We start from the raw sequence: 11,810 nt of genomic DNA on the forward strand, positions 1-11,810 counted from the left end.
CGTCGATCCAATTAGGGCGATGGGCATGGAGCAACGTCGTCACATGCTGATCGACTCATCGCTCCATTGGCTCGATCACGCGACAGACTACATTGTTTCTGTGGCATAAATGACACAAATTCAATTGTTTATCCTGGGTTCATGAAACCCGACGGGACGCTCGCGACTTCATCGTCTTCCCGACTGACAGGGAATTGAGAAGACAAGGTGGAGTATTGAATATGCGTAAGATCCTGGTCGCAACCCTCCTCACCGGCGCAGCGGTCGCGAGCCCCGCCATGGCGCAGGACGCCAATCCCACTTTCACCGGGCCGCGCGTCGAGGCCATTCTGGGCTATGACCATACCGGTGCCGGCAGCAGCGTCGACAATGACAATAGCCGCGACGATCAGTCGATCGACGGCCTGCTCTACGGCGTGGGTGCCGGCTATGACGTGAACCTTGGTAGCGCCGTGGTTGGCGTCGAGGGTGAATTTACCGACTCCACCGCCAAGAGCAGCCGCACCGACCCGACCGACCAGTTCGGCTTCGGCCGCGTCAAGCAGGGCCGCGACCTCTATATCGGGGCACGCGCGGGCATTCTCGCCAGCCCCAACACGCTGGTTTATGTGAAGGGCGGCTACACCAATACGAAGCTGGACGTGCTCGCCGGCAACACCAATGTGGAGACCGATACCAATTTCAAACTGGACGGCTGGCGCATTGGCGCGGGCGTGGAACGCGCCCTCAGCGCCAACAGCTTTGCCAAGCTTGAATATCGCTATTCCAAATATGAGGATGCGCATATCGACTTTGCGAATGGTACGACGACCGATGAATTCGGCATCGATACCGACAGGCACCAGGTCGTCGCCAGCCTGGGTTGGCGGTTCTGACTGGGAAGGGCGGGAGGGGCTCAGCCCCTTCACGCCGCCCTTTTCGATAGCCTGGAACCGGCAATCGGAAGCAGGCATGAAAAACCCTCCCCACGCCTTGCGCGGGGAGGGTTTCCTGTCAATCTCGCCTTGCTCTTAAAGCGTCGCCTCTATCTCGCGCGCGGCGATGTCGGGATTGTCCGCAAGGCTGATCGGCCGCCCGACCACCAGGATCGAAGCGCCTCGGTCCAGCGCCTCGCGCGGCGTCACTGCGCGCTTCTGGTCGCCCATGGCGCCGCCCGCCGGCCGCACGCCCGGCACGACGAAGAACCCATCGGGCCAGGCCTTCTTCGCCAGCGCAACCTCCTCGCCGGAACAGACGATACCATCCAGCCCCGCGCTGCGCGCCAGGTCAGCCAGTCGCGCCACCTGATCCTCTGCCCTGCCGCCAATGCCGATATCCAGCAGATCGCCATCATCCAGGCTGGTCAGCACGGTCACTGCAACCACTTTCGTATTCACCCCGGCCGCCGCCTTCGCATTTTCCAGCATGGCGCGTCCGCCCGCGGCGTGGACGGTCAGGATCGCGGGTTCCAGCACATGCAGCGCCTGCACCGCCTTGGCGACGGTGTTCGGAATATCGTGCAGCTTCAGGTCAAGAAAGATCGGCAGGCCGAACTTCATCATCTCATGAACGCCATGATGGCCATGGGCGCAGAAAAATTCGAGGCCCAGCTTCAGCCCGCCGACATGATGGCGCACCTGCTGCGCAAGTTCCTGGGCTTTGCGCAGGTCGGGCGTATCGATGGCGACATAGATCGGGCTGGTCATGCTGGTCCTGTGCTGGAGAGGGTAGGAGAGGCGGACGTGTCGTCCGCAACGGCGAGGGACGATGAAAGGGGGTGAGAGGGCGCAGTGGTTGCCGCGACGAGAGCGCGCTCCGTGTTTTCCAGCTTGCGCTTCATCCGCCACCGCGTCGCACGCGCCATGATCCAGAAGGGCAGCGCTCCCAGCAAATAGGCGCCGATCAGCAGGACCGGCAGCTTGGTTTCCATGACCAGGTCGCCCCAGAGGTTCACTTCCACGCGCGTGTAATTGGCGACGCAGAATAGCGCGAGGGCGACGGCGATGACGACCCAGAAGGCAGTCCGCAGAAATTGCATCAACGCTCCTATAGCTGCTGAGCGCGCAGCTTAGGCGATTTTGTCGCGCTGCGGAAGCACCTCGTCGGCCTGAGAGACGGCGATGCGCAGGGAAAGCGTCTTTTCCGCGCCCGGTTCGATGCTTTCCATGCCGCCGGGGCGGTTGACGGCATCGGGCATGTGGGTGACCGGCTCAAGGCAGAAATGGCCTGAGAGAGGCGGCCGATAGACATGGAACCAGCCAGCGCCCACCGCGCTCAGCAGGATTCGCGTCCCGTCTCCCCGCTGGATGGCGGCGCTTCCGTTCCAACCGCCATAGACATTGTCGATCAGCCTGTCGCCCCGCACCGGCGCGCCGGCGGACCAGTCGCCCAGCATATCTGCCGCAACCTCCTGCACGGGCAGCATGTCTGCCGTGGCAAGCCACAGCCGGTCCGCCTGGAATTGAAGCGATGTGCCTTCATCCGCCTGGAAATAGGGGTGAAAGCCAAGGCCCGCCGGCATGGGCGCATCGCTGATGTTGTGCAGCATCAGCCGCATCTCGATCGCATTGTCCGACAGGGTGAAATGCTGCTGCGCCTCATAGGCCCAGGGCCAGCCGTCATGGCCGCCATGATGGTGCGTCAGATGCGCGCTGTTTTGCATGACCGCCTCGACATGCCATGCGTTGGTCCAGCCCAAGCCGTGGATGCTGTGGGGATGGTCCCCGAAATTGAGCGGCAACCGCACGTCGCGACCGCCGAAACGAAACCGGCCATGGGCGATGCGGTTGGTGTAGGGCACCAACGGAAAGCTGGCCATCTGCAATGGATCGACATTGTTCGCGGCAGCGGGCCGCAAAATGTCCGCACCCGCGAAGCGTACCGCTACCAGCGATCCGCCAACGGCGGGGGCGAGCACGGCTTCCGCCGCGCCCGCCTTCAAGGTGATCAGGCCGGTCAGCCGACCATGTCCTCAAGCTCGCGACCCTTTGTTTCATGCACCAGGGCGCGAACGAAGAAGAAGGAGATGGCTGCAAAGAAGGCATAGCCGGTATAGGTGATCGCAAGGCCGGGCGACACCGCCAGCGCCGGAAAGCTGACGGAGATCAGCGCATTGGCGATCCACTGGGCAAAGCCGGATACGGCAAGGCCCGATCCCCGGATCTGGTTGGGGAACATCTCGCCCAGCATGACCCACATGATCGGACCCCAACTCATGTTGAAGAAGATCACGTAGAGATTGGCGGCAACCAGTGCGATCACGCCGTTATTGCCGGGCAGCGTCACCGCCCCACCTGGCGCGGTGACCGCCGTGGAAAAGGCATAGGCGACAGTGGCCAGAGTCACCGCCATCCCCGCCGATCCGATCAGCAGCAACGGCTTGCGCCCGATCCTGTCGACCAGCGCGATGGTGGCAAGGCAGGCGCCGATCGACAGCACGCCCGACAGGATGTTGGTCTGCAGCGCATAATCTTCGGAAAAGCCCACGGCTTCCCACAGCGTCGCCCCATAATAGAAGACGACGTTGATGCCGACGAGCTGCTGGAAAACGGCCAGGCCTATGCCGGTCCAGACGATGGGGCGGATCTTGCCGCTGGCCTTGTCGACCAGGTCGCTGAGCTTGGGCCGGTGATGGTCGGCGGCCAGGCTGTTGCGGATTTCCACCACCTTGCGCGATGCGGCCTCCGCACCGAACAGGCGCGTGAGCACGGCATGGGCGCGCTCTTCCTGCCCGCGCGCCACCAGATAGCGGGGGCTTTCCGGGATGACCAGCAGCGCCAGGAAGTAGATCGCGGCCGGAATGGCCTGGAGCCAGAACATCCAGCGCCAGGCCGGAAAGTCCAGCCACAGCTGCGCCGTCGATCCGCCAGCATAGCGCGCCAGAACGAAATTGGCGACGAACGCGCCGGTCAGGCCGGAGATGATCATCACCTGCTGCACGCTGGACAGCCGGCCGCGCACCGCAGCGGGCGTGACTTCGGAAATGTAGACCGGGGAGATCACGCTCGCCGCGCCCACGCCAAGGCCGCCGATGATGCGCGCGATGATGAAGATGGCGGATGATCCCGCCGCACCCGCCAATAAAGCGCTGAACAGGAAAAGCACGGCCGCCAGCATCATCACGCCGCGCCGCCCGATCAGGTCGGCCATGCGCCCGGCCAGGAATGCGCCGACGGAGGAGCCCACCAAAATGGCGCCGACATTGACGCCGATCCCCAGCTTGCCAAGGTCGAAGGCGCTTTCCAGCCCCTTCTGCGTGCCGTTGATGACGCCGCTGTCATAACCGAACATGAAACCGCCGATGGTCGCCACGGCGACGATGGCGGCGATGAAAGCCATATTGACCTTCTCGGCACTCCCTTCCGACATTCCTGCTCCTCCTCCGATTTATATTCTAAATGATTGCGATATAGGATGTTTGGCCGCGTACGCCGGGATCGAAAGCGAAAAGATCACCCGCACTGGGCTGCGCGACAAGCTGGTCGTTCGTCAAGCCCTTCCGCGCAGTGGTGGCATAGGCGACCGACAGGTCAGGCCCGCCAAAGGCGATCTTCGTGACGTTGGCGACGGGAAAGCGGACCTCCGACATCAGCTTTCCGGCGGGATCATAGCGCCGCGCGGCCCAGCCGGCGAACAGCCCTGTCCAAAGGCAGCCTTCCGCATCGATGGTCGGGCCGTCCGGATAGCCGGCGCCCTCCTCTATATCCACGAACGCAGCCGTATCATGCAGCGTGCCGTCGGTGGCGATCCGCGTCCGCCAGATTCGCTTGCCGAGCGTATCGGTGTGATAGAGCAGAGTGCCGTCGGGCGAGACGGCAGGGCCGTTGGTAATGGAAACGGGGGGCAGTCCACTTTCGGTCAGCCGCCCCTGGTACAGGCGGTAGAAGCGCCCCTCATCGGCCTCTTCCCCATCGTCCATCGACCCGAACCACAGGCCGCCGGCCGGATCGACGGTGGCATCGTTCAGTCGGTTTCCGGGCCGGTCGGCCTCCGGCGCATGGAGCAGGGCGAAGCTGCCGTCGTCCGGATCGAAACGATGCACACCGGACTGGAGCCCGGCCGCGAAGAGGCCGTCCTGCGTCGGCAATATCCAGCCGACCTGCGCGGGCGCATCCCAACTGCGCGCCACGCCCAGACCGGGATCGAAGCGATAGATGCGCTTCTCCTTGATGTCGACGAACCAGAGGGCCGCTTCCCGCGCCACCCAGACGGGGCCTTCGCCCAGCGTTGCGCCGATGGCCAGTACGCTTTCCGGAACGCTGCCCATGGCTTCAGCGCCAGCCCGCGTCGATGAAATAATCATGCCCGGTACACATGCGGGCATCTTCGGACGCCAGGAACAAAGTCAGCGCCGCCACGTCGGCTGGCAGGATCCGTCCATCCAGGCATTGCGCGGCGACGATCTCTGCCTCGCCTTCGGGCGTATACCATTTCATCTGGCGCGGCGTTTTCACATTGCCGGGAATGATGGTGTTGACGCGGATATTGTCGCGTCCCAGATCGCGGGCCAGGCTGCGCGTCAGGCCCTCGATCGCCGCCTTGGCGGTCTGGTACAGCACCAGGTCGGGCAGGGCGAGATGCCAGCTTATCGACCCGAAGTTCAGTATCACGCCGCCGCCAGCGCGCTTCATCGCGGGCACCACGGCCTGCGCCGCGAAGAAGAGGTGGCGCAGGTTCACCGCCATCCGCTCGTCCCAATAGGCGGGCGTCACTTCCTCTATGCTGTGACGGTCGTCATTGGCCGCATTGTTGATCAATATGTCGATGCCGCCAAGCTGCTCCTCGACCGCGGCCATCATCGCCTGCACGGTTTCGATGTCCCTGAGGTCGCAGGGATGGAAGGCCGGCGCGAAATCCGCATCCTTCAGCCGTTCGACGAGCGCCCGGCTTTCCTCTTGCGCAATATCGCAAAACGCCACGCGGGCGCCCTGCGCGGCAAAGGCCTCGACCAGGCCTTCGCCGATTCCGCTGCCGCCGCCGCTGATGAAGACGCGCTTGCCCTTCAGGCTGGGATAGACTGCGCCGCTCATGCGAGGAGGCCCCTTTTGGAAAGATTGGCCATCAGCGCCGCAAGGCCGAAGCTCCAGGGCGCCGCCTCCTTCGATGTCACGACCCTGTTCACCAGCCTGCCCAGCCGGGGAGTGGAAATGGCGACGCTGTCGCCCACCTTGTGGGTAAAGCCGTGCCCCGGCTCATCCCGATCCTGCACCGGCGCGAACAGCGTGCCCAGGAACAGCGCGAAACCGTCGGGATATTGATGTTCCGACAGCGTCTGGCGCACCAGCTCCAGCGGATCACGGCTGATCTGGTTCATGCTGCTGGTGCCTTCCAGCCTGTAGCCCTCCGGGCCGTCAATGGTGAGTTCCACCACTGCGTCGCGCACATCATCGATGGTGAAACCGCCGTCGAACAGCCGGATCAGCGGCCCCATGGAGCAGGAGGCGTTATTGTCCTTCGCCTTGCCGAGCAGCAGGGCGGAACGCCCCTCGAAATCGCGCAGATTGACATCATTGCCCAGCGTGGCGCCGACGGCCTGCCCATTCGCGCCGACGATCAGCACGATCTCCGGCTCCGGATTGTTCCAGGTGGAATCGGACCGGATCCCGATCTCTTCCCCCGCACCAATCGTGGAGAGCACGGGCGCCTTGGTGAATACCTCGGCGTCGGGACCGATCGCGACCTCCAGATATTGCGACCAGAGCCCGTCTTCTATCAGCGCCTGCTTGAGCGCCGCCGCTTCGGTAGAGCCCGGCTTGACCGCGCGGATAGACCCGCCGACCCGGCCCTCCAGCCGCGACCGGATGTCGGCCGCCGCGCCTGCGTCGCCACGCGCCCGTTCCTCGATCACGCGCTCGATCGCGGACAGGGCAAAGGTCACGCCGCACGCCTTGATGCATTGCAGGTCGACCGGGCTCAGCAGCGGCAGGTCCAGCGCGCCGAGCGCGCCCAGCGACACGCCCTTTGCCGCGCCGAAGCCGGAAAGCCCTTCGGTCGGCAATATGTCGATCAACTGCGATACCGTGGGGGCGGCGCGGCTCATGTCATAGGCGATACCACCCTCGACCAGCAGGGGCGTCGGGCCTTCTGCCGTTTCCACGCGGCCCAGAAACAGGCCGGACCGCCAGTCGGCGGGAAGGCAATCGAGCAAAGTGGAGACCCCCGGCATTATCGACTCCTAAGACAATAGGTTATTGATAGCGCTACCAACATGACTGGCGGCGGAAGTCAAGGGTGCTGGGGTGGTACACCGGGAACTGCGTCTTGATCCGCGCATTTCCCCTGGAAAAGGAGGCAGCACGATCATGGCCGCTCGCGCATATTGGCAGGGGCAGATTCGCCTGGCGCTGGTGTCGATTCCGGTGGAGATCTACGCCGCCACGAAATCCGGCGCGCAGATCGCCTTCCACCAGATCCACCAGCCTAGCGGAAAGCGGGTCCGGTACGAAAAGACGGTGCCAGGACTTGGTCCCATCGATCCGGATGACATCGTCAAGGGCTATGAGGTGGCGAAAGGCGATTATGTGCTGCTGCAGCCCGACGAGATCGAGGCAGTCAAGCTGGAGAGCAAGAAGACGCTCGAACTCATCCAGTTCGTCGACGCGAGCGAGATCGACGTGCTCTATTATGAACGACCCTATTATGTCGTCCCCGCAGACGATCTGGCCGAGGAAGCCTTCATAGTCCTGCGGGAGGCGCTTCGGCGGACGAAGAAGGTCGGGCTGGGCCAGCTTGCCATGCGGGGACGGGAATATATCGTCTCCTTGAAGCCTTGCGGCCGGGGCATGGTGCTGGAAACGCTGCGCTATGCCGATGAGGTGAACCGCGCCCAAAGCTATTTCCGCGATATAGAGGATGCGAAGCCCGATAGCGAACTGCTCGATCTGGCCGAGACGCTGATCGAGAAGAAGACCGCGCCCTTCAAACCCGACAGTTTTCACGATCGCTATGTGGACGCGTTGGAGCGCCTGATCGAAAAGAAGAAAAAGTCGAAGGGTCGCCGTATCATCGAGGATCAGGAGGAAGGCACGGCCGCGCGCGGCAGCAATGTGATTGACCTGATGGCGGCGCTCAAGAAATCGGTAAGCACGGGCGCTTCCGGGGCGGGCCCGAAACCGGCGGCGAAGAAAGCCCCCGCCGCCAAGGCTCCCGCAAAGGCTGCGGCGCGAAAGGCGCCTGCAAGGCCGGCCAGCCGAAAACGGGCCTGAGCGATGGCCGATGCCGATCCGCTCAGCGCCTATAACCGCAAGCGCGATTTTACCCGCACCCGGGAGCCCGCGGGCAGGCGGGGGCGCAGCCAGGGCAACAGCTTCATCGTGCAGAAGCATGATGCGACTCGCCTGCATTACGACTTTCGCCTGGAAATGGACGGCGTGCTCAAAAGCTGGGCGGTGACGCGCGGCCCCAGCATCGATCCCGCCGACAAGCGGCTCGCTGTCCGTACGGAGGATCATCCCCTGTCCTATGCGACATTCGAGGGGACGATTCCCAAGGGGGAATATGGCGGCGGCACCGTCATGCTCTGGGATGAGGGTATATGGGAGCCGATTCCCGGAAAGAGCGCCCGCGACCTTGAAAATGGCCATCTCCACTTCATTCTGCATGGGCATCGGATGCGCGGCGAATGGCTGTTGATCCGGCTGAAGCCGCGGGGCCGGGAGAAGGGCGAAAACTGGCTGCTGCGCAAGGTCGAGGATGGCCATGCCGGCAGCGCGGACGATCTGACTGCCCGCAACCTGACCAGCATCAAGAGCGGACGCACCATGGCGGAGATCGCAGCGGGTGCGCCGGCCACATCGCTGAAGGGGAAGAAGGGGAAGGCATTTGACGCGGCCATGGCGCAGGCGGATCGCGCCGTTCCCGTCAAGCGGCGCGCTCTGTCGGGAAAGACTGGGCTGGGAAAGCGAGGGCCGGGAAAGAGGGGCCTGCCAGCCTTTCGGCCGCCGCAACTGGCGACGCTGGTCGACGCCGTGCCGACGGGCAATGGCTGGATGCACGAGATCAAATATGACGGCTATCGGTGCCTGGCTTCAGCATCCGGCGAGCATGTCAGGATGTTCACCCGATCTGGTCTCGACTGGACGGATCGGTTCGCACCGCTTCCCGCGGAAATAGCAGCGATGAACCTTCCGGGCGCCCTGATCGACGGAGAGATCGTTGCGCTAGACAGCGGAGGGAACCCGGATTTCTCCACGCTTCAACAGGCCTTGAAGGGGGAGGGGAAGGCGCCGTTGCACCTGTTCGCCTTCGACCTGCTCCATCTGGACGGGCAGGACCTAACCGGCATGCCCAATGTCAGCCGCAAGGAAAAGCTGGCCGCCCTCCTGGGCGACGGTTCCGCGCATGTCCATGTCGGGGACCATGTGGTCGGGGCAGGCGAGAGGCTGCTTCAGGCGATGTGTGACGCAGGGCAGGAGGGCATCATTTCCAAGCGTGCCGACGCCCCCTATCGGGGTGCACGCACGAAGAACTGGTTGAAGGTCAAATGCACCCGCCGGCAGGAATTCGTCATTGTCGGCTGGACCCCCAGCAGCGCGACCGGCCGGTCCATCCGCAACCTGCTGCTCGGTCAGCGGGAAGGAACTGGGCTGGTCTATGCGGGGAAGGTTGGCACGGGGTTCAACGCCGCCAACAGCGCCGGACTGATCGCGCTATTGGGCAAGCGGGAGCGCAAGACCGCCGCGCTCCCTGTGCCGCGCAGCGAAAGCAGGGGCGCCCGATGGGTCCGACCCGATCTGGTGGCGGAAGTCGCCTTCGCAGAATTCACGGCGGACAATGTCGTCCGACATGCCAGTTTCCTGGGTCTTCGCGAGGACAAGGCAGCCAACGAGGTCGAGCGCGAGGAAATGATGGAGATACCCGAAGCCCAAGGCTCGATCCGGATCAGCAATCCCGACCGGCTGATCTTTCCGGAGGCGAAGATCAGCAAGGGCGAACTGGCCGATTATTATGCGCGCATGGGGAGCGTGATGCTGCCCTGGATCGCCTATCGGCCCATCAGCCTGGTTCGATGTCCGCAGGGCCGAGCGAAGAAATGCTTCTTCCAGAAACATGACAGCGGCAGTTTCGGCGACCATGTCAAACATGTGCCGATCCGCGAGAAGGAAGGGAGTGAGGAGGATTATCTCTATATAGAGGATGGCGACGGCATATTGGCCTGCGTCCAGATGGGCGCGATCGAATTTCACGGCTGGGGTTCGAGCATCGCGGATGTCGAGCGGCCGGACCGCATGATATTCGACCTCGATCCGGACGAAGGGCTGGACTTCAAGGATGTGAAGAAGGCGGCGCGGGACATTCGGCGGACGCTGGAGGATCTGGGCCTCACCAGCTTTGCCATGTTGTCGGGGGGCAAGGGCATTCATGTCGTCGTGCCGCTGAAGCCGGAGGCGCAATGGCCGGAGGTCAAGGATTTCGCCGACCGCTTCGCCCGCGCTCTTGCCGTCCAGGAATCGGATCGCTTCACCGCGACGATGAGCAAGGCGAAGCGCAAGGGCCGCATCTTCATCGACTGGTTGCGCAATCAGCGCGGCGCGACGGCGGTGCTTCCTTATGTGGTGCGCGCCCGCGAACATGCCTCCGTCGCGGCTCCGGTTACCTGGGAGGAAATGGACGGGATTGAGAGCGCGGCCCACTTCACCGTGAAGGATGTCGCACTTTTGCTGGATCGCCAATCCTCCCGAGACCTGCGCGGCTGGGGGGAAGCGCATCAGGTGCTGCCGTCGCATTAGGCGCGCAGCGTAAATTCTGGTCGATCCAGACCGGCGCAGGATACTCTGACGGATTTTCGCCGCATCCGCCTTTTCTGCACCGACGCTTTGTTGCATATCGGGAATCACCATGACGAAGCCGATCGAAGAAGCGCCCGAAAGTGGCGCGGCAACCCCTAGCTCCACCACCGCCAAGCCCGACATGGCTTCCGCAGCGCGCAAATCAGCCGGCAAGGCCGTCTGGATGGGGACGGCCGTCGGAATCGGATCGGCTGCGATCGTCGCGGCGCTGCTCTACGCCAACAAGAAGCGCGGCTGACGCATTGCGCGGGAAAGCGGCAACGGTTTTCCGCTTACAGTGGCGCGACAGAAAAACAGGAGCGCCCGACCTGCGTCATATCTGACGCAGCATGCCCGCACGCCCTGCAAATGGCGAAAAAAGAGGCGGCATGGCCTTCGCTCCATGCCGCCCCATGATGCGACCCTCACGGGGTTCTGTCCCGCCTGGGCGGGCTATTTTATCCTATGCGGCGCCGCCGCTGAGATAGGCGATCAACTCCGGTTTGCTGATCGTCGCGCTCTTGTCGGTATCGGCGGTGACGAACGCGCCGTTGGCCCAGGCGGTGACTTCTGCGGGGGGAAGGGACTTTCCGGTCGCCTTCAGTTCCTGATCCTTCAGCGCCACCATCCAGCGTGAAAATTCCGCCTTGTCGAGCTGCCCGTCATGATTCTGGTCATAGGCGGGAAATTCCGTGTCCACGATCGACGCCACCGCGTCGCCCGATGTCGCAGGCTGCGCCTGTTTTCCTTCCGGCGCGGCGGGAGCCGCCTGCTGGGGCGCGGCCGCCTGCGCCCATGCCGATGGCGCAACCAAAAGGGCGCTCGCCAGAAAAAATGCGCGGATCATCACCTGCTCCACATCCACCGTCTGATGTCATTCTGGACAATAGCCAAATAAAACATGTGGTTCCTGAATTTTTGTTCATGTTGCACCACTGGTCTTTCGATTCGCATCGGTTCGCCGCCGATGCTGCGATTAATGGGATGAAGTACGGGAATTCAGTGGGTTCCATCCCGCCTTTCCGGCTGATTTGCCCCCGAAAGGCGCTGCTGCTAGGCCGCGCA

Annotated in this window: 12 protein-coding genes; 4 read left to right on the top strand and 8 right to left on the bottom strand. The window is 63.4% G+C overall.

Annotated elements, in window-relative coordinates; genetic code table 11:
* The first annotated feature begins 221 nt into the window (after positions 1 to 221).
* The gene (locus tag MRBLSP13_RS08105; RefSeq protein ID WP_363735245.1) at positions 222 to 875 is read left to right on the top strand and encodes an outer membrane protein; all 654 of its coding nucleotides are present in this window, start codon (positions 222 to 224) and stop codon (positions 873 to 875) included.
* A gap of 135 nt (positions 876 to 1,010) precedes the next feature.
* On the opposite strand, the gene pyrF is transcribed toward MRBLSP13_RS08105, so the two are convergent.
* Genes pyrF through MRBLSP13_RS08140 form a run of 7 tightly spaced genes read right to left on the bottom strand, consistent with a single transcriptional unit; the run spans position 1,011 to position 7,144 of the window.
* Positions 1,011 to 1,685, bottom strand: coding sequence for an orotidine-5'-phosphate decarboxylase (gene pyrF, locus MRBLSP13_RS08110; RefSeq protein ID WP_363735244.1), 675 nt, complete (start codon positions 1,683 to 1,685; stop codon positions 1,011 to 1,013).
* A complete protein-coding gene (locus MRBLSP13_RS08115) occupies positions 1,682 to 2,017 on the bottom strand; it encodes a lipopolysaccharide assembly protein LapA domain-containing protein (RefSeq protein WP_133651726.1) in 336 nt (111 codons plus the stop codon). The genes pyrF and MRBLSP13_RS08115 overlap by 4 nt, the downstream gene beginning before the upstream one ends.
* Positions 2,018 to 2,047: 30 nt before the next feature.
* Positions 2,048 to 2,920, bottom strand: coding sequence for an aldose 1-epimerase (locus MRBLSP13_RS08120; RefSeq protein WP_363753889.1), 873 nt, complete (start codon positions 2,918 to 2,920; stop codon positions 2,048 to 2,050).
* A gap of 14 nt (positions 2,921 to 2,934) precedes the next feature.
* Positions 2,935 to 4,347, bottom strand: a complete 1,413-nt coding sequence (locus MRBLSP13_RS08125; RefSeq protein ID WP_363735241.1) for a sugar porter family MFS transporter — start codon at positions 4,345 to 4,347, stop codon at positions 2,935 to 2,937.
* Between the two features lie 25 nt (positions 4,348 to 4,372).
* Positions 4,373 to 5,245, bottom strand: coding sequence for an SMP-30/gluconolactonase/LRE family protein (locus MRBLSP13_RS08130; RefSeq protein WP_363753891.1), 873 nt, complete (start codon positions 5,243 to 5,245; stop codon positions 4,373 to 4,375).
* A 4-nt stretch (positions 5,246 to 5,249) separates the two neighbouring features.
* Positions 5,250 to 6,008: an SDR family NAD(P)-dependent oxidoreductase gene (locus tag MRBLSP13_RS08135; protein ID WP_363753893.1), complete on the bottom strand. Its 759-nt coding sequence runs from the start codon at positions 6,006 to 6,008 to the stop codon at positions 5,250 to 5,252.
* Positions 6,005 to 7,144, bottom strand: coding sequence for a fumarylacetoacetate hydrolase family protein (locus tag MRBLSP13_RS08140; RefSeq protein ID WP_363735237.1), 1,140 nt, complete (start codon positions 7,142 to 7,144; stop codon positions 6,005 to 6,007). Before MRBLSP13_RS08140 ends, MRBLSP13_RS08135 begins: the two co-directional genes overlap by 4 nt.
* Before the next feature lie 136 nt (positions 7,145 to 7,280).
* Here MRBLSP13_RS08140 and MRBLSP13_RS08145 point away from each other — a divergent pair, with 136 nt between their 5' ends.
* The 3 genes from MRBLSP13_RS08145 to MRBLSP13_RS08155 all read left to right on the top strand — a co-directional run bounded on the left by MRBLSP13_RS08145 (position 7,281) and on the right by MRBLSP13_RS08155 (position 11,004).
* Positions 7,281 to 8,183 (top strand): Ku protein, encoded by a 903-nt coding sequence (locus MRBLSP13_RS08145; protein ID WP_363735235.1) that lies wholly within the window; start codon positions 7,281 to 7,283, stop codon positions 8,181 to 8,183.
* A 3-nt stretch (positions 8,184 to 8,186) separates the two neighbouring features.
* Positions 8,187 to 10,706 carry a DNA ligase D gene (gene ligD, locus MRBLSP13_RS08150; protein WP_363753895.1) on the top strand — a complete coding sequence of 840 codons (2,520 nt, stop codon included), beginning with the start codon at positions 8,187 to 8,189 and terminating at the stop codon, positions 10,704 to 10,706.
* Positions 10,707 to 10,815: 109 nt separating this feature from the next.
* Positions 10,816 to 11,004 carry a hypothetical protein gene (locus MRBLSP13_RS08155; RefSeq protein ID WP_133651734.1) on the top strand — a complete coding sequence of 63 codons (189 nt, stop codon included), beginning with the start codon at positions 10,816 to 10,818 and terminating at the stop codon, positions 11,002 to 11,004.
* Positions 11,005 to 11,208: 204 nt separating this feature from the next.
* On the opposite strand, the gene MRBLSP13_RS08160 is transcribed toward MRBLSP13_RS08155, so the two are convergent.
* The gene (locus MRBLSP13_RS08160; protein ID WP_363753897.1) at positions 11,209 to 11,592 is read right to left on the bottom strand and encodes an EF-hand domain-containing protein; all 384 of its coding nucleotides are present in this window, start codon (positions 11,590 to 11,592) and stop codon (positions 11,209 to 11,211) included.
* Positions 11,593 to 11,810 lie beyond the last annotated feature (218 nt).

Source organism: Sphingobium sp. LSP13-1-1.1, assembly GCF_040676415.1.
GTDB lineage: Bacteria > Pseudomonadota > Alphaproteobacteria > Sphingomonadales > Sphingomonadaceae > Sphingobium.

Bases quoted from the DNA above. Each gene is read 5' to 3' on its own strand.
- MRBLSP13_RS08115 (WP_133651726.1), bottom strand. From the start codon at position 2,017: ATGCAATTTCTGCGGACTGCCTTCTGGGTCGTCATCGCCGTCGCCCTC.
- MRBLSP13_RS08145 (WP_363735235.1), top strand. From the start codon at position 7,281: ATGGCCGCTCGCGCATATTGGCAGGGGCAGATTCGCCTGGCGCTGGTG.
- MRBLSP13_RS08105 (WP_363735245.1), top strand. From the start codon at position 222: ATGCGTAAGATCCTGGTCGCAACCCTCCTCACCGGCGCAGCGGTCGCG.
- pyrF (WP_363735244.1), bottom strand. From the start codon at position 1,685: ATGACCAGCCCGATCTATGTCGCCATCGATACGCCCGACCTGCGCAAA.
- MRBLSP13_RS08155 (WP_133651734.1), top strand. From the start codon at position 10,816: ATGACGAAGCCGATCGAAGAAGCGCCCGAAAGTGGCGCGGCAACCCCT.
- ligD (WP_363753895.1), top strand. From the start codon at position 8,187: ATGGCCGATGCCGATCCGCTCAGCGCCTATAACCGCAAGCGCGATTTT.
- MRBLSP13_RS08135 (WP_363753893.1), bottom strand. From the start codon at position 6,008: ATGAGCGGCGCAGTCTATCCCAGCCTGAAGGGCAAGCGCGTCTTCATC.
- MRBLSP13_RS08130 (WP_363753891.1), bottom strand. From the start codon at position 5,245: ATGGGCAGCGTTCCGGAAAGCGTACTGGCCATCGGCGCAACGCTGGGC.
- MRBLSP13_RS08125 (WP_363735241.1), bottom strand. From the start codon at position 4,347: ATGTCGGAAGGGAGTGCCGAGAAGGTCAATATGGCTTTCATCGCCGCC.
- MRBLSP13_RS08160 (WP_363753897.1), bottom strand. From the start codon at position 11,592: ATGATCCGCGCATTTTTTCTGGCGAGCGCCCTTTTGGTTGCGCCATCG.
- MRBLSP13_RS08140 (WP_363735237.1), bottom strand. From the start codon at position 7,144: ATGCCGGGGGTCTCCACTTTGCTCGATTGCCTTCCCGCCGACTGGCGG.